Raw genomic sequence first — 17329 nt, 5'->3', positions numbered from 1 at the left:
AATTGCAATTTGGGAATATTTATTCCATAAAGAGCCCTTCTGAAAATAAAAACTCAAAGGGCTCTTCTCATGCGTGAACTCGGCATCGGTCTGATTGGCACCGGCTTCATGGGCCGTGCCCATGCCTTGGCGTTCCACAATGCCAAAGCGGTGTTCGACCTTCCCCTGGACCTGAAACTGGCCGCCCTGGCTGACGCCGATCCGCAGCGCGCGCACCAATGCGCCCAAAGCTGGGGCTTCGAGACGTCCCACGGCGACTGGCAGCAACTGATCGACAATCCCAACGTCCACCTGGTCGCCATCACTACGCCCAACCATTTGCATTATCCGATGGCCATGGCCGCGCTGGCCGCGGGTAAACCTGTCTACTGTGAAAAACCCCTGGCAGTTTCCCTGGAACAGGCCGAGCGCATGCGACAGGCCGCCAAGGCCGCCGGCGTGGTGACGCGGGTCGGCTACAACTATCAGCACAACCCGATCATCCAGTTGGCGCGCGAGATGATCCAGCGTGGGGACCTGGGGCGGATCGTCAGTTTCCAAGGCGAATTCAGCGAGGACTTCATGGCCGATCCCGCCTCGCCGTGGTCCTGGCGCTGCGAAGCCGAGCATGCCGGCGGTGCCTTGGCCGACCTGGGCAGCCATTTGCTGGCCATGGCCCGGCATCTGCTGGGTGACATCGAAGCGGTGTGCGCCGACAGCCAGACCGTGCACAGCCAACGCCCCGCTCGCGCAGGCACCGCCGAACAACGTGCCATCGCGGTGGACGACCAGGTCCACGCGCTGCTGCGCTTCGCCAATGGCGCGCGGGGCACGGTCAGCAGCAGTTGGCTCAAGCACGGCTACAAGAACCACCTGGGTTTCGAGATCAGCGGCACCCTCGGCACCCTGGCATTCGATCAGGAACGGCTCAATGAACTGCGCCTGTGCCGCGCCGGCCAGCCAGGCTTCCAGCGCTTGCTGGCCGGCCCGGACTTGCCCGGCTATGCCGCATTCAGCCCGGCCGCTGGGCACCAGTTGGGGTACAACGAATTGAAGACGTTGGAAGTGCAGGAACTGATCATGACCCTCGCTGGCGAAGGCGGCAACGGCACGGATTTCGAGGAGGCTTGGGAAGTGGAGCGACTGGCGGCGGCGATTCGCGTGGCGGCGCGGGAGGAGCGTTGGGTGAAGGTGCATGCGCAATGAAGACCGCTCTTGTGGCGAGGAAGCTTGCTCCCGCTGGGTTGCGCAGCAATCCCAAAGAAGCCGAATTCAATCAAGCTGACACGCCCGGGGTGAATGGTTTTGGGTCTACTTCGTAGCCCAGCGGGAGCAAGCTCCCTCGCCACAAAAGCATATCCACGAAAGTACAGCGCATGCTGTGCGCCGATATGCTTTCTTTGCCGTTTTCTTATTCCATTAACAACTAGATAACTGTCAATCCTGACAGTAGATACGCGCGCCGGTACGCGTCAAATTGGGCTCCTGCACACCCGCTTGGAGCCCGGCGATGGACCAGCAGGAAAGTTTGAGCATCACGCCACCTTCCCTGCCCAAGGGCGGCGGTGCCATCCAGAGCATTGGCAAAGGCTGGGGGGGCGTCGGTGCCACCGGCAAGGCGTCCTTCGACTTGCCCTTGCCAATTTCTCCCGGACGCGGCTACGCCCCCGCCCTGCAACTCGGTTACGGCAGCAGCGTCGGTAACAGCCTGTTCGGGATTGGTTGGGTGCTGTCCCTGGGCTGCGTGGCACGACGGACCAGCAAGGGGGTGCCGGATTACACCGACGACGATGTCATATTGGGGCCCGACGGCACAGTCTGGATGCCGGAGCGCAACAGCGCCGGAGAAATCATTCGCACGACAGTGAGCACCTATCGAGACCTGGCGTTGGGCACCGACTACCAGGTAGCCCGTTACTTTGCGCGTATCGAGGGCGCGTTCGAGCGTATCGAACACTGGCGTTCAACGGTCGACTACCCGGGGTTCTGGCTGATTCACGGGGCAGACGGCAGCCTGCAATTGTACGGATTCAACCCTTCATCACGCAGCACCGACCTGGAAGACTCCCTACGCGTCGGCGAATGGCTGCTGGAAGAAACCATGAACGCCCACGGCGAACATGTCCTCTACGAGTATGCCGGCGAAGATCACGCCGGCATGCCCGCCGATACGCCGCGCGACTTCCGCGCCCAGTGCTACCTGAGCCGGGTGCGCTATGGCAATGCCGAGGCGAATGCCCACCTCTTTCATTGGGCGCCAGAACAGTTGGCCCAGGCGCAATGGCACTTCGATCTGATCTTCGATTACGGCGAGCGCAGCACCGGACCCGAGGAAATCCCAACCTACGAGCCAATCGGTACGTGGCCGGTGCGCAGCGATCCTTTCGCGACCTACGGCTATGGCTTCCTGCTGGGTAACCTGCGGCTGTGTCGGCAAGTGCTGATGTTCCATAACTTCGAGGAGCTGGGCAGCGATCCGTTGTTGGTGCAACGCCTGCTGTTCGACTACCAGACCACCGAGCTGGGCTACAACTTGCTCTGCGCCGCGCACCAACAAGGCTATGACGAGCAAGGGCAAATCGAATCGCGACCGCCCGTGGCGTTCAACTATTCGATGTTTGAAACCGACGCCACCCAGTACCAACAGTTCGAGGCCATGCCCGGCCTTAACGACGGCCAGCAATACCAGCTGGTCGACCTGTATGGCGAAGGTGTTCCAGGCGTGCTTTATCGCAGCGACAAGGCCTGGTACTACCGCGAGCCGCTCCGGGCGCAACCGGCGCGAACGACCGATGAGGTGGTCTACAACGAGTGGCACCGACTGGACGCGATCCCCGTGATGGACAGCCGCAAACCGGTTCGCCAGTCACTGATGGACCTCACCGGCGATGGCCGTCTGGATTGGGTCATGGCGCAACCCGGCTTAAGCGGCTTTTTTACCCTCAACCCGGATCGCAGCTGGTCGAACTTCGTCACCTCTGCGGCCTTCCCTCGGGAGTTCTTTCATCCGAAAGGCCAGTTGGCCGACCTGGTGGGCGGCGGCCTGTCCGACCTTGCGCTGATCGGGCCACGCAGCGTGCGCTTGTATGCCAATCGCCGCGAAGGCCGTTTCGCCAAGGGCCTGGATGTGCCGCATCGCATCGAAGCCGCACCGAAGGATCGCCTGCCTTTATTGAGCCAGGCACAGACCGAACTGGTGGCATTCAGCGATATATTGGGCACTGGGCAACAACACTTGGTGCGCATACGCCACAACGAAATCATGTGCTGGCCCAACCGGGGCCATGGCCGTTTCGACCCGGGCTTTCTCCTTGGAACCCTGCGCTATACCTACAAGTCTTTCGACGCCTCGCGGATTCTGCTGGCGGACCTGGACGGTTCCGGCGCCGCTGACCTGATCTACCTCACCAGCGACCATGCCGAGATCTACATGAACCGCACCGGCATGGGTTTTGAAACCAGCCCGCGGATTTTGCCCTGGCCGACGGGCGTGCGTTACGACCGGTTGTGCCAGGTGAGCGCCGCCGATTTGCAAGGGCTGGGTTGTTCGAGCCTGGTGCTGACCGTTCCACACATGAAGCCACGGCACTGGCGCTGCGATTTTGTCGAGGCCAAGCCGTATCTGCTGCACCAAACCAATAACAATATGGGCGCCATCGGCGAAGTGTTCTACCGCAGCTCGGCCCAGGAGTGGCTGGATGAGAAACAGGAATTGCGGGCGGCGGACGCGGAAATTGCCAGCTACGTACCGTTTCCGATGCCGCTGGTCTCACGGCAAACCCAACAGGATGAAATCACCGGCAACCTGTTGACCCAACGTTTCGGCTATCGCCAAGGCTTTTATGACGGCCAGGAACGCGAGTTTCGCGGCTTTGGCCTGGTGTTGCAAAATGACAGCGAAATCGCTGGTGACAAACAGCGCCAGGCCGGTTTTACCGCGCCAGTGCTGCGCAAGAGTTGGTTCCATACCGGTCGCACGCCCGATCTGCCGGGCCTGGATTACGACGCCTCGGACAGTGCCGCGCAGCCCCTTGGCAAAGCATTGCTGCTGGCACCGAAAGACGACCTGCCGGACGAAATCATCAGCAACACAGACGACGATACCCGGCACGACATGGCCTACGCCCTCGCCGGCATGCCGCTACGGGTCGAGGTATTCGCCCCCCTGGAAGCTCGGCCGTACTCGGTACAGCAATCGCGCTTTGCCGTGCGTTTATGGGAAGGACGCGGCGATCACCAACCCTATTGCCGAATGCAACCACTGGAACTGGAATCGATTGCCTATACCTACGAGCGCCTGCCGGACGACCCGCTGTGCCACCACCGTATCAGCCTGGCCTGGGATCGTTATGGTGGGCTTATCCATGAGCTAACGGTCGCCTATGCCCGGCGCAAGAACATTGATGATGAGCCGCCATTCGATGAAGATGAAGACCACGAACGAACCTGGTGGCGTGCCTCCCACGACGACGCGCAGAGCTACTACTACCTGAGCGAAAGCCGCGCCCAGTTCATTCATCTGGACGACGATCCGCAAGCTTGGCGCCTGGGCCTGCCCTATCGGTCCCGAGGCAATGCGCTGGTGGTATCGAAGACGGAGTTGGGACCGGAAGATATTTCCTTTGAGACGATGTCCGATCATCTCGATGCACGATCCAGCAGCCACTTCCAACGGGAACTGGCACTTCTTTCCGAGCAGCGCTACCAACAGGGAGGCCAGACTTTGCCGGCGGGAGAAGCCAGCTTCGAAGCCTTGGCCGACTACCTTGAGTCCGCCGAATTGGATGAAACGGCCCTACAGGCCTATGCATCAGTGCTCAGTCCCGAGGAACTGGATGCCAGGCTGCCCGAACTCGGCTATCACCCCATGTCCGTCCAGCTGCCGGCAGAACCGGCCAAAGTATTGTGGTCGATCCGCAAGGGCTTCATGACCTATGCCGGACTGGAAGGTTTCTATCGCGTCATCAGCAGCCGCGCTACCCAAAGCCAGGGGCCGACGGACATCGGCTTCGATCCCTATTACTGTCTGCCCCTCAGTGTCACCACCGCCGACGGCTGCAGCACCCGCGTGGTCGACACGGACTATCGCTTCCTGCTCCCGCGTCGCATCATCGACCCAAACCAGAATACCCAAGAAGCCCGCTATAACGGTTTCGGCGAACTGTCGGCCAACAGTTTCCACGGAACCGAGCGCGGCGAAGACGTAGGTTTCGACCCACTGGACGAGCACCAATCGTTTACCCAGTCTCCCACCGAAGCCATTGCCAACCCGCAGGCCGCCTTGCAAGGCGCCGCCAGCGCCTGCTTTCGCGACCCCTTCAGTTGGATGCGCGATAGTGAGCCAGTCCACGCGGCGACGCTACAAGCCGATCGCTACCCGCAGCTCCCGGACAACCCCGAACGCAAGATCCGTATCGCCGTGCAATGCTGGGACGGCTTTGGTCGCGTCCTGCAAAGCAAGCAGAAGGTCGAGCCGGGAGACGCCTACCAGATCGCCGACGACGGCACCCTCGTCCTGGACGGCGACCAGCCCGTCATCGCGCCGGCCGCCGAGCGCTGGCGGGTCAGTGAACGGGTCGAATACAACAACAAGGGGCTGGCGGTGCGCGTCTATCGGCCTTACTTCGCCGATGGTCACCGCTACATCAAGGACGAGTCGTTCCGCCGTTTCGGGCATTGCGACCGGCAATTCTATGACCCGCTCGGGCGGCCCACGTTGACCGTGACGGCCATGGGGTATTGGCGGCGTCAGCGGTATTTGGGGTGGTATGGGATTTCGGAGGATGAGAACGATACGTTCGAAGAGTCTTCATTGGGGAATCCCCCGAGTCTATTAGCTTCCTAGTTGAAGGTTAAAAAGGTTGAGCATGTCGAGGTCTACCGCCAGCATTCACATCCACACACCTACCCTGGCCGTAGTGGATCCACGCGGGCTCGACGTGCGTTCAATCGCTTACTATCGCGCCATCGAAACGGCAGAACCCGAAGAACGAATCAACCGCAGCGCCCACGACGCAATCGGCCGCCTGGTCAAACAGTGGGATCCCAGGCTGTGGGCGCTCAGTTCGGAAGATACGCCTGCCAATTTGGTGAATCAGTACTCATTGTCCGGCAAAGTACTGGGTTCGCTCAGCGTCGACGCTGGCGAACGCATCAGCCTGTTCGGCGATGGCGATCAGCTTGTTCAAAGCTGGGACAGCCGCGAGACTCAGCGGCGGATTGATTATGACGACCTGCTACGCCCGCTGGCTGTTTTCGAACAGGGCAAAGGCGAAACCGCTCGCTGCACCGAGCGTTATGCCTACGCCAACGCCGATGACGATTTCGCCGCCCACAACCAATGTGGACAAATCGTCCGGCACGACGATCCAGCGGGCAGTCAAACCCTTGATGAATACGCCCTGACCGGTGGCGTCCTCGAGCAAACCCAGCGATTCCTGCAAGCGCTGGAACCACCGGATTGGCCGCCAGGGTTGCCGGAGCGTGACGCGCTCTTGAAGCCCGTAGCACAAGCGGCCACCAGCGCGACGCGCTTCAACCCGCTGGGCGATGTGCTGGAGCAAATCGACGCCAAGGGCAATCGGCAACTGTTCGACTACACCGTCGATGGCCAACTGTTCGCCAGCCATCTGCAACTGAGCGGTCAGGCCATGCCTCAAACCCTGGTCAGCGCCCTCGCCTACAACGCCTACGGCCAGGTTGAACAGGAAACGGCGGGGAACGGTGTGATCAGCACACTGAATTACCGCGCCGAGGACGGACGCCTGCTGCGCTTGCATGCCGCGTGCGAGGGTGACGAACCGCTGCAAGATCTTCGCTACGCCTACGACCCGGTGGGCAATGTATTGAGTATCGAAGACGCTGCCCTGCCGATTCGCTATTTTGCCAACCAGCGGGTTGAACCGATCAACCGCTATGACTACGACAGCCTTTATCAACTGACCAAGGCCACCGGCTGGGAGGCTGGAGCCGCCAGTCGCGGACCACAATTCAACCGCTTCGATGATCCCGGCGCCGTCGCCAACTATGAGCAAACCTACCACTACGACGCGGGCGGCAACTTGCTCGAGCTGATCCATGTCGGCCCGCAAAGCCACAGCCGCAAACTGACAGCGGCGCGCTATAGCAATCGCTGTCTGCCAGACAAGAATGACCGGCCACCGACCGAAGACGAGATTGCCGCCGCGTTCGACGGCAACGGTAACTTGCTGGACCTGCAACCGGGACAAGCGATGGCTTGGGACCTGCGCAATCAGTTGCGCGAGGTGCGACCGGTTGAACGGGAAAGCGCTGACGATGATCGCGAACTGTATCTGTACGGTGGCGACGGAATGCGACGGCGCAAGGTTCGCACTACTCACACCAATGCCCGCTCGCTGATTTCCGAAGTTCGTTATTTGCCAGGCCTGGAAGTCCGTACCCATCAAGGCACGGGCGAAGTGTTGCAGGTGATCTGCGCGCAGGCCGGACGCAGTGCCATGCAGGTGCTGCATTGGGAAACGCCACCGCCCTCCGGTATCGCCAACGACCAATATCGTTACAGCCTGACCGACCACTTGGGCTCCAGCAGTTTGGAGCTGGATAGCGATGCCCAAGTGATCAGCCGGGAGACTTATCATCCGTATGGCGGTACAGCCTGGTTTGCCGGGCGCAGCGAGGTGGAGGCGAGTTACAAGACGGTGCGTTATTCAGGGAAAGAGCGGGATGCGACGGGGCTTTATTATTATGGGTTCAGGTATTACGCGGTGTGGTTGCAGCGGTGGGTTAATCCGGATCCGGCAGGAATCAAGGGTGGATTGAACTTATTTCGAATGGTATCTAATAATCCAATATCACGAATTGACATTGCCGGACTGATGGACCGGCCACCTCCTGTTTCAGGCTCCCGCCCCCCTGCTGCACCTGCCCGGCGCCTCCCGCCTACGCTTGCGGAACTGATGGCGTTCTCTAAAAATTCTATCTCGACGCAAAGAGAACAATCAGCATCAGCAGTTCCATCAGGATTACGCGCCCCGCTTGAAGAGCTGGTATTAAGTGCAGAGTTTGTACCAGGTAAAAAAATCAAGGACATTTCATCCAGTTATGAAAGCACTGTTTATAGTTATTCCGAGAATGAGTGGATCGTCATCAAAGATTATTCAAGCATGTTAGCTTTGGACAAATCGGAAGTGACCCGACAGAAAATTGGCGCAGGCAATGAGGTGTTTGCCTATAAGGTTAGCCAGCATCTCGAATTAAATCTTGTTCCGGCAACAGCACTACGACCGGACTTCGACCGAGAGGTCGTTTCTCGCTATGTCAATATTGGAAAAACACCCGAATTCGACCGTCGCCAGTCAAGCATGCATGTCTTTGATTTCCTATTGAACACACGGGATCGAATGAACGAAGGGGGAAATGTTATATTTGATCTAGCAGGTAAGGCGTTTGCAATTGATCATCAATCAATACTGGAACCGGGATATATTGATATTAGGCGTGAAGATATTTCCCAAAGCAGCTTGGACATTTTTTTCAGTAATCCGGTAACAGGTGAGCGTTTGCTTAGCACCGACTGGGGTCAGTTTTTCGAGGAAAACATATCTCCGTCCTTGGTAGAAAACCGAGCGGAAATAAAATCAGCTTTTTTGGAAAGAATTGATTTCATTCGTAATCGTTTTGGCAATCGATAGGGGAAGGCGTGCTCCCACGTCACAGGACGGAGTTTATTCCAAAGATTGGAACTACAACCCAACCAACCGCCCCGCCAACGCCTTGGCCTGACTCGCCACATCAGTCACCGCCGTGCTTTCCCACCACATCCCCCGCAGTGGCGGGCCCATGGCGAACAGCCGACTGGCGGGTTCGCCTTGGGCATCCAGCACCGCACCATCAGCACGCGCGGCGATGCCCAACGCCAACGGCCCTGGTTGGATCAATCCTCGAGCCAGCAACTGTTGCGGCAACGGTCGCGCAACACGACGCCAGTCATATTCAATGCCGCTGGAGTTGATCAACGCCGCACCCCGCACCACGTCCAGTCCTGCCTCGCCCCGTCGGCGAACATTAATGGCTACTGACCCTTCGGCGGATGCCGCCAGCCCCTTGAACGACGCCGCCTGGATCCGCAGCCGCCCTTCCCCATGCAAACGCGCCACCAACTCCGCGCTCAACGGCGGCGAGCGATGATGATGGCTCTCCCACCACGGCCGCACATGCCGCACGAACTGTCGGCGTTGCACGTCGCTGGCCTGGTTCCACAAGCGCCCGATATGCGCGCGCACGGTGTCCAGCGGCGCTTGCCAGTCGATCCCTTGGGCTTGGGCCTGGCGGCATTGCTCGCGCAGGGCGCGCATCAACTGGCGGGGCGAACGCAGGTTGTGATCTTCGGCAAGGAAATCCACCCAGGCGGGTGGCTGGCGGCGCGCATGGGGCAGCAGGCCGTGGCGGGAAAACACTTCGATCGGCCCGCGATGACCGGCCTGTTCCAGGGACACGACGGCATCGACCATGGTCAGCCCCGAGCCGATGATCAGCACCGTGGACTGCGGATCGAGCTGGCGCATCGCAGCCACATCCCAAGGGTCCAGGGCCGCGGCATTCAAGCCGCTGGATTCGGTTTGCGGGGTGCGCGCCGCCGGGAACATGCCCGTGGCCAGCACCGCAAAACGACCACGCAGGACTTGGCCGTCGTCCAGCGTCACCGTCACGGTATCGTCGGCAAGCCGCAGGTCCACGGCCTCCCCGCGCACGTGCTCGGCGGTCGAACCGTTTTGTGCGCCCAACTCGCGAGCCTCGGCCAGACGCTGCTGCACATAGAGGCCAAACATCCCCCGGGGCGGGAACAACTCACTGACGGGCACGTGCTGCTGGTCCGACTCAGGCCAGCCGCCCGCCTCAATGAACTCGGTAAGCCATTGCGTGAGATCGTCGACATTGTCCGGGTCGACGCTCATGCGCGCCGCGTTGCCGTTTAGCGTATGGCCCAGCTCCACCGCGCTATAGGCCTCGCCTCGGCCCAACTCGCTGCGCGGCTCGACGATCAGCACCTCGCGCCGACCCGGCAGGCGCAGCAACTGCGCGGCCAGCATGGCACCACTCAGGCCGCCGCCGATGATGAGGATGTCGGTGAAATGGGGAGTCGAGGTGGGGGCTTCAGTCATCGAAAACTTCCGTCATGGAAACAGGCAACACACAGGTCGGTTGTAGGTCGTTATCCCGACGAGCCCGGAAGGGAGCGCCATTGCAACAGAACGACCAGTCGCTACCTTACTGCCATTGCCTGATGATTCGAAAGCCTTCTTTAGTCCTAAAACGAGCGATAGCTGTTTTGCAACCCGACCAGTCGGAATGAGTCAATATCTGACTATTGCAAAGAATCTATAATCAGCCACTGCCGAGACTAGTAAAACCGACAGTGGCTTTCCCCTGCTACCTACTTAACGAGATAAAAATTACGTGGCGATTCCCGTTCCAGTTTACCGACATAAAGGTAAAAACCTGCACTGACCTGACTACCCGGACTTAATTTTATAGCCCAACTGGACAGGTGACGCTCAATTTTCTTCGCACTTATATGTTCCGCTTCTATCTGGATCCGCGAAGTGGAAAACGTCCCTTTATGCGTATGCATATAAAAGTCAATTTTCCACCCCACCTCAACAAACGAAGGAAGAATGGCACTGAGCGTACAATCTTCAAGGAGATCAAAGGGAACCTCATGGGCTGTTGCTTGTAGAATCCGCGGAGGTACGAGTTCCGGGTCTACCGCTAAGAAAGTAACGCCATCTTTTGTGTCCATATCAAATCCTCCGCCAATATAAAAGTACGCCTCATGACCTCAGCCATCGGCCACATCATGTTAATAACCCTGCGCTCGCACATCTACTGTCAAACCTGACAAGTGTATGCATCAACAGTATTTAAAATGAAAATCAAATCACCACATTGCGCACAAACCGCGCCGCCACCAAACCATCGTTGCGATAGGCATGGGGCTGGTTGCTGGCGAACATGAAAAACTCACCGACGCCTATGCGGCGCTCTTCGCTGCCCAGCAGCAACGTCAGGCAGCCTTCGAATACATAAAGTTGTTCGCTCCATCCATCTGCGTCGCACTCGGAATGGTAATGCTCGCCCGGCTCCAGCCGCCATTCCCAGAGTTCTACCTCACGGCTGGCGGTGGCCTTGGCGAGCAACACAGCTTTGCTGCCCGGGATCACACCGGCCCAGACCAGTTCGTTGATGCGGCTCGGGTCGCGGGCTTCGGGGGCCTGGATCAAATCGCTGAAAGCCACGTCAAGGGCTTCGGCAACCCGATCAAGGGTGGTCAGGCTGACATTCTTTTCGCCGGCCTCGATGGCCACCAGCATCCGCCGGCTGACCCCTGACAGCTCGGCCAGCGCCGTTTGGCTGAGCTGGGCGGCATGCCGCAAGCGGCGGACGTTCTGACTGACATGTTGCAGGACGGAGGCCCGCTGTCCATTTTCTTTGTGCACTATATTGCTCATCTGCCGGGGTTGCGCATTATACTGCCCACCTTCTTCATCCGGGCGCATTGTGCGTCCGCCTCATGTGGCGCGCAAGGTCATGGCATCGGTGAATTCCCCTCAAGCATCCTCTCGTTTTCCAAGGCTCAGCAAGGCCGAATGCGTGCTCGTGCTGATCACTATGATCTGGGGCGGGACTTTCCTGCTGGTCCAGCACGCCATGACGGTCAGCGGGCCGATGTTTTTCGTCGGCCTGCGCTTCGCTGCCGCGGCGGCGTTCGTTGCGCTGTTCTCCTGGCGGCATCTGCGAGAACTGACACTGTTCGAACTCAAGGCTGGATGTTTCATCGGCGTAGCGATCATGCTCGGCTATGGCTTGCAGACCGTTGGTTTGCAAACCATCCCCAGCAGCCAATCGGCGTTCATCACCGCGCTTTACGTGCCCTTCGTGCCCTTGCTGCAATGGCTGGTGCTGGGTCGGCGGCCTGGATTGATGCCGAGCATCGGCATCATGTTGGCCTTCACCGGGTTGATGCTGGTGTCCGGTCCGGCCGGGGCGTCGTTGAATTTCAGTCCGGGCGAAATAGCCACGCTGATCAGCGCCATTGCCATTGCGGCAGAGATCATCCTGATCAGCGCGTATGCCGGCCAGGTCGATGTGCGCCGGGTGACCGTGGTGCAACTGGCAAGCACGGCGGTATTGGCATTCCTGATGGTGGTGCCGACCCAGGAAGTGATTCCTGACTTTTCCTGGCTGCTGTTGATCAGCGCCGTCGGCCTGGGCGCCGCCAGCGCAGCGATCCAGGTCGCGATGAACTGGGCACAGAAAAGCGTCTCTCCTACCCGCGCCACGCTGATCTATGCCGGCGAACCGGTGTGGGCCGGCATCGCCGGGCGCCTGGCGGGCGAACGGTTGCCGGCGATTGCACTGTTGGGCGCTGGATTGATCGTGGCGGCGGTGATTGTCAGTGAGTTGAAGACCCGGGGCAAAAATGCCGTTGAGGTGATTGAAGTGCCTGAGCGCGAGAGTTGATTACCCTTCCTTCGCACGGACTTGAGAGATCCGGAGGAAGTCAGCCACGAACAATCAAGTTATCTAGATCGTAGACGCCACCGCCCTGCGTGACGTCGACACGGTGCAAGATGCGCAGCGTACGATTATCGGGTTGCTCGCTGCGAGGCGCCGAACCGCTGAGCAGTAACGCCCTGTTGTCCAACGTGAACTGTGCGTTGAGTGTCGGCGTCGCCGCGACAGCTTTCCAGAAAGCATGTTTGAACTGGTCGAAACGCTCGAAGACTTGCCCGCGCAATTGATCGGCAACCAACGCCGGGACAGGGGCACCCTGGCTGCTCGCCGCTTGCGTCTGCCAGGCCTCAGCCACCGCCAGCCCTGCTCCGCTGACGACACCGGGACAATCCCGACGGTCGTTGAACATCACATAGACCGGCTCCAGCCCGGAATCGTGGGGGAACACCACGACATAATCATCGAATCGCACCTCTTCGACAGAGTCGAACGAGGCCAATTCCGGCACCGGTGAAGACTGGACAAAGCCAGCGGAATCGAGCCGATCCTGCTTGGGCGTCGCTGTTGATTCCACGCCACGGGGTAGCGCCCATTCGGCAACGGATGACTGCGGGCCATCCGTCGTCAAACGGTAAACCCTCTCGTCTTCATGCCAGACCGCCGGCCTGACACGAACCTTTGCGGGCAGCGCCCCGGCGCAGGGAGTTATGTAGATTTCAAAAAGTTCGCGGATTGCTTTCAGCCCATAAGACAGGCTGCCGGGTTTCACGGCGACCGTCGTGGTGCCCATTCGCATCGGCAACTCGACCTCGCCACGCTGAGCGGCAAGTGCCTGCCAATCAGGATCGATCAGCGAGAGCTCGGACAACGCCACGCAGAAGCCAAAGCGCACTGCCTTGGCTCGACTGGCGAACCCGAAGTTCAGCACGCCGACGTATTGTCCGAGATGCTCCTGCGCGCCGTCGGACAGTGACCAATGGAACTCGGCGACTGCCGACCGGATAGTCTTTTGCAAAGCTGTTCGCTGGAGAAGGATGAGGGGCTTCGCATCGCTCATCAACAGACTCGGGCACTGCTAGTTGTTGGCGGTGGGCAGACGAAACAAAGGGACACCGTGGTCCGTTCCTCGCAAACGCATCAACTGCTCCCAGGCGTTGTGCAGCACGGTTTCGGCCTTGGAGTGAAGTTCCGCGTGGCGCTGGGCAATCAACGACAAACGCGCAATATAACGGCTGTGGTTGACAGTCGCCTGCTGCAGATTGGCTTGCCAGGTGGTCCCGTCCGCTTTGTTGTAGGCAAGATTTTGCTTGGCTGCGTTCTTCGCGAAGTCAACGCTCATTTTTTTGCGTTCAAATGCACCTACGGCCATGAGCACATCGTGCTGCGCACGCTCGACGTGACGGATGGCTTTTTCCATGTCCGCCAGTGTCGCGCTTGGACTCTGTTGGGTTTGCAGCGCCTTGATAGAACTCTCAAGCAGCGTGAAGGCCGACTCGGTCGTTCGCTCCGTAGCGGCAAGGTCCGCTGTCACCCGCTGCGTGTTGGCAAGCTCGCGCTTGGCTCTCGCTGTCGCCTGCTCGGCTGGGCTCAACCTGGGTCCTGGTTTGACCGACGCCGGAAGCGCCCCGCCCTTGAAAGGAATGATGTTGTTTTTAAGATGCCAGTGTTTTACGTAATAAACGACTGCCCCGGAGGAGTTCCGGTTCGTGGTGTCCTCTGGGTAAAACAGCAGGTCCGCACCGCTGGGATGACCAACGATACGGTCAAAGTGATTAATCAGCCTGTCATGATCTTCTTTACGGGTATCGACGTTCCAGATCTGGTCGACGAACATCTGAAACTCGGACTCGGTGTAATCCTGGAGTTTTGGTTTAAGTTCCATCTTTGGCTTTCCTTGTTTAAGCGTGTGCCTTCGATGACGCTCCTGCTCACGACGGGTTGAGCAGGTGCGTTCAAAGGGCTGGTTTATTCTGGCTTGAAGCCTGGTTTGTTATGGCGGGATCGCCATTCCTTGACTTCTTTCAGGGTCCCAGCGAGGCCGTCGTCTTGGCCTTTGTTGGGGGGCGAGAAATAACGCCATAACCGTCTGGATGCTCAGTGACAGCTTCGAAATAGGGAAGCGCTCATCACCTGATCAAAAGTGCCCTTTATCTATCAAAGTGAAAACCAAGGTTTTCACTCTCATATCTTGGGTATATTGAAAAACAACCTTTTTACCGGGATACCGTTCTGGATCCAATGGGTACGAATCCCACCCCCCAGTCATCCCTATCGGAACTGGCATTTTTATAGGGCCTTTCGATTCCATCGGCTCACCAAAAATGGCATGAACATCAGACTGCGTCATCTCTGGCATATAGGGGGCAGGAAGCTCGCCTTGATATTTCGAGGTCGAAGGTGTGGTTCGTATGAGGGTAACGAAAAGCGTCTCGAATCTCCTTGTCTCACGCCAGAAGTCCAGTTCTATGCCCGGTTCCGGGTCAAGTCCAAGACGATCTCGCCCCTCATACATTTCGGTCAATGTCTGGTCGGGAAGTACGCCCTGCCCTACCAATACCTCGTGCGAAGTTCCGATACGTTCGATTAGGACTTCAAATTCAAAAGCTTTCATCAATACCATCCTTGTTTTTTATGCAGTTCATGCAACGACTTCAGGGCGGCATCTATGTCTGATTCTGGCGCTCCAGACTCAATAAGCCCCGGCTTCAGTACTGCCGAAAAAGTGATGCAACGCACTCATTACCTTGATCAACGGTGCCCTTTATCTATTAAAGTGAAGACCAAGGTGTCCACCCTCATATCCTCGGTATATTGAAAAACAACCTTTTTACCGGGATACCGTTCTGGGTCCAATGGGTACGAATCCCACCCCCCGGTCATCCCTATAGGTACTGGCATTTTGGTCGGGCCTCTCGATGCCATTGGCTTCCCGAAAATGGCATGGACGTCAGACTGCGTCATTTTCGACACATAGGGAGCAGGAAGTTCGCCTTTGTAATCCTTCATTGAGGGTGTAGTTCGTATGAGCGTCACGAAAAGCGTCTCGAGCCTCCTCGTCTCCCGCCAGAACTCCATCTCTATACCCGGCTCCGTCTCAAGCCCAAGTCGATCATCTCCTTCAAACATTTCGGTCAACGATTGATCGGGCAGTATACCCTCGCTTACCAATACCTCGTGTTGACTTCCAACACGTTCAATGAGCACCTCAAGTTCAAAAGCTTTCATCAATACCATCCTTGTTTTTTATGCAGTTCATGCAACGATTTCAGGGCGGCATCTATATCTGACTCTGACGCTCCAGATTCAATAAGCCCCGGCTTAAGTGCTGCCAAATTACTGTTCACCGCCGCCTCCAGATCTGCAGCGTCGTTCATGCTTTTCTCGAAACTGTTGCGCCCACCATACGTCTCACTGAATTTTTGATGAACACTCGAAGGAATGGCAATACACGGCGCCCGTCGAATAGCCTCCCGGATTTTGGAGGTGCTCATACCTTCATGGTTCAGATCTATATAGGCCCTCAACGCCTTCCTAGACGGTATGTGATCAATATCCAAACCATCGCCTCTGCTTCGACCACTGAGCTCGTTATACGGCCCTACCTCCAACGGTTCCACCGGAGGGCCGACAAACACCAACCCCGGCGAAGGCAGCTCCATATCCCCCGGATACCCTGGAATACTCGCACCGACCTGCCCTGGATCAATAGCCGGAAACGTCTGGTTTTCTGGTAGGACGGGGATGACAGGGTTGCCGGGATATACCGTCGAGAGTGGCGGTGTAATCGGTAAGGTGGTCGGGCCGAGCAGTTCGATGCCCGGCGGGACCAGGGGTGTTCGGGTGCCGCTGCCGACAGGCGCCGCCGGCCAGGGTATGACGGCCGGGACGATACCCGGTGTGCCGAGCAGGCTGTTTGGCGTGGTAATGCTGATGCGGTCGAGGTTGAACGGGTTTTCGCCCAGCTCTGCCCGCTCCTGGTAACGCAGTTCGAATTGGCGACGCTCACCCACCCAAGTGCTTTTCGGCGCGTAGGGGGCAAAGCCTCGTTCGATGCGTTGCTGATTGACCTCGTCTGCGTTGCTGAACAGCGTCGGATGCTCGGCCAGGGTTTGCCATACGGCCTGATCGAAAGCACTGAACGACTTGATTTCCCGCGCCCGTAGCTGGTGGCCGAGCTGTTCGGGAATGGCTGCGCCCTGGGCCCGGCTTGCGGTGTTCCACCAATCGTTCGCTGCCGGTTTGCCAGCGCCCGTGACGATGCCCGAGCCGAGGGGTGGCAAATCGAAAGAGAAATAGGTGGGTGGCAGGCCAGGCACGCAGACGATGCAGTCTTGAATGCGCAAGTCCGCGCCCGCCGGAAGGGTCTCGACTTGTGGCGCCATGAGCATCAGCACTGGCGGGCTTGTCGGGGCAGTGTGTGGCACCGCGTCAGTGGCGAACTGTAGTTGCCGGGGTACAACGCCAGGAACTTCAGCCTTATAGAGGCCGGATAATGGGTCCAGGACTGCATTGATGACCGGAACCTGAGCACTGATTGCCCCGCCGGTATTGGCGACGTGGATCGTGGTGCCTTCGGATACGGTTTCAGGTTTAAGCCGGTGAGGCATTTCTACCGAGCCACCTGCATCGGCAACTGACCTAAGCCTCTGCTCGTCCGCCAGACCCAGTGCCTGGGCCGGTACGCCAACGCCTTGAAACAGTCGTCGACGTTGCTCGACAGTAAGTTCTCCGTTGCCCAGAGGGATGTGGTGTGTCGCCACCGAGATAAGTCGGGTCGACCGGCCAGTTACCTGGGCCGGCCTCCCACAGATCCGGACGTGCGCAATTCACGCATCCGGCTCCTCAGTAACAGGGT

At 58.6% G+C, this 17329-nt stretch carries 12 protein-coding genes; 4 read left to right on the top strand and 8 right to left on the bottom strand.

Annotated elements, in window-relative coordinates:
- Positions 1-69 precede the first annotated feature (69 nt).
- The 3 genes from HU806_RS23520 (at position 70) to HU806_RS23510 (ending at position 8651) form a co-directional block, all read left to right on the top strand.
- Positions 70-1185 carry a Gfo/Idh/MocA family protein gene (locus HU806_RS23520; protein ID WP_186614905.1) on the top strand — a complete coding sequence of 372 codons (1116 nt, stop codon included), beginning with the start codon at positions 70-72 and terminating at the stop codon, positions 1183-1185.
- Between the two features lie 304 nt (positions 1186-1489).
- On the top strand, positions 1490-5824 hold the full coding sequence (locus HU806_RS23515; protein WP_186614902.1) for a SpvB/TcaC N-terminal domain-containing protein: 4335 nt from the start codon (positions 1490-1492) through the stop codon (positions 5822-5824).
- 22 nt (positions 5825-5846) lie between these two features.
- Positions 5847-8651, top strand: a complete 2805-nt coding sequence (locus tag HU806_RS23510; protein ID WP_238350229.1) for an RHS repeat domain-containing protein — start codon at positions 5847-5849, stop codon at positions 8649-8651.
- 51 nt (positions 8652-8702) lie between these two features.
- Here the strand turns inward: HU806_RS23510 and HU806_RS23505 are convergent, their stop codons facing one another.
- The 3 genes from HU806_RS23505 to relB form a co-directional block, all read right to left on the bottom strand.
- Positions 8703-10121: an FAD/NAD(P)-binding protein gene (locus HU806_RS23505; RefSeq protein WP_186614899.1), complete on the bottom strand. Its 1419-nt coding sequence runs from the start codon at positions 10119-10121 to the stop codon at positions 8703-8705.
- Positions 10122-10393: 272 nt separating this feature from the next.
- Complete coding sequence (locus HU806_RS23500; protein ID WP_186614897.1) at positions 10394-10759, bottom strand: hypothetical protein; 366 nt, start codon at positions 10757-10759, stop codon at positions 10394-10396.
- A 133-nt stretch (positions 10760-10892) separates the two neighbouring features.
- A complete protein-coding gene (relB, locus tag HU806_RS23495) occupies positions 10893-11456 on the bottom strand; it encodes a type II toxin-antitoxin system RelB family anti-toxin (protein ID WP_186614895.1) in 564 nt (187 codons plus the stop codon).
- Positions 11457-11547: 91 nt separating this feature from the next.
- On the opposite strand from relB, the gene HU806_RS23490 reads away from it, so the two are divergent.
- Entirely contained in the window at positions 11548-12480 is a 933-nt protein-coding gene (locus tag HU806_RS23490; RefSeq protein ID WP_189672557.1) for a DMT family transporter, read from the top strand.
- 40 nt (positions 12481-12520) lie between these two features.
- Here the strand turns inward: HU806_RS23490 and HU806_RS23485 are convergent, their stop codons facing one another.
- From HU806_RS23485 to HU806_RS23460, 5 genes are all read right to left on the bottom strand, one after another.
- A complete protein-coding gene (locus HU806_RS23485) occupies positions 12521-13531 on the bottom strand; it encodes a pyocin-S2/colicin E7-DNase domain-containing protein (RefSeq protein ID WP_186614891.1) in 1011 nt (336 codons plus the stop codon).
- A gap of 18 nt (positions 13532-13549) precedes the next feature.
- Positions 13550-14356 (bottom strand): bacteriocin immunity protein, encoded by an 807-nt coding sequence (locus tag HU806_RS23480; RefSeq protein ID WP_186614889.1) that lies wholly within the window; start codon positions 14354-14356, stop codon positions 13550-13552.
- A 252-nt stretch (positions 14357-14608) separates the two neighbouring features.
- Positions 14609-15085: a DUF6392 family protein gene (locus HU806_RS23470; protein WP_238350228.1), complete on the bottom strand. Its 477-nt coding sequence runs from the start codon at positions 15083-15085 to the stop codon at positions 14609-14611.
- 137 nt (positions 15086-15222) lie between these two features.
- The gene (locus HU806_RS23465; protein WP_238350227.1) at positions 15223-15699 is read right to left on the bottom strand and encodes a DUF6392 family protein; all 477 of its coding nucleotides are present in this window, start codon (positions 15697-15699) and stop codon (positions 15223-15225) included.
- Positions 15699-17234 carry a pyocin-S2/colicin E7-DNase domain-containing protein gene (locus tag HU806_RS23460; RefSeq protein WP_346657190.1) on the bottom strand — a complete coding sequence of 512 codons (1536 nt, stop codon included), beginning with the start codon at positions 17232-17234 and terminating at the stop codon, positions 15699-15701. The genes HU806_RS23465 and HU806_RS23460 overlap by 1 nt, the downstream gene beginning before the upstream one ends.
- Between the last annotated feature and the right edge of the window lie 95 nt (positions 17235-17329).

Origin of the sequence: Pseudomonas sp. SWRI154 (assembly GCF_014268645.1) — a bacterium.
Taxonomy (GTDB): Bacteria; Pseudomonadota; Gammaproteobacteria; order Pseudomonadales; family Pseudomonadaceae; genus Aquipseudomonas; species Aquipseudomonas marvdashtae.
The sequence above is the reverse complement of the archived record's forward strand: the minus strand, read 5'-3'. Positions and strand labels throughout refer to the sequence as shown.